The sequence below is a fragment of the Shewanella sp. AS16 genome (genome assembly GCF_021412365.1).
Classification (GTDB): Bacteria; Pseudomonadota; Gammaproteobacteria; order Enterobacterales; family Shewanellaceae; genus Shewanella; species Shewanella salipaludis.
Map to the genome: position 1 here is coordinate 1 of NZ_JAKCLK010000409.1, position 282 is coordinate 282.

The following is a 282-nucleotide window of genomic DNA, read 5'->3' on the forward strand; positions in this document are numbered from 1 at the left end:
TGGGTGGATATAGGTTGGATAAACAATCAACGCCTGATAGATCAAATCTGCTATCGTTAATTTTTGCTCGCGACGCGGGCAGTGATGTTCATCAACGGTTAAACCCCAACCGGCATAGAAGGGCAGGCCGTAACAATGAACTTGCTTGCCATGTAATAACGCTTCAAACCCGGACAATGATGTCATGGTGTGCACTTCATCTGCGCGCTGAATGCATTGAATAATATCTGCGTCCAGTGCCTGATAATCAGCGAGTTCAGCAATTAGTTCTGTCGGAATATT

At 45.4% G+C, this 282-nt stretch carries 1 protein-coding gene; it reads right to left on the minus strand.

Annotated elements, in window-relative coordinates; translation table 11 throughout:
• Positions 1 to 282, minus strand: a 282-nt coding sequence (locus LZP73_RS20870) for a capsular polysaccharide export protein, LipB/KpsS family (protein ID WP_442800790.1), incomplete at both ends; no start/stop codon positions are given.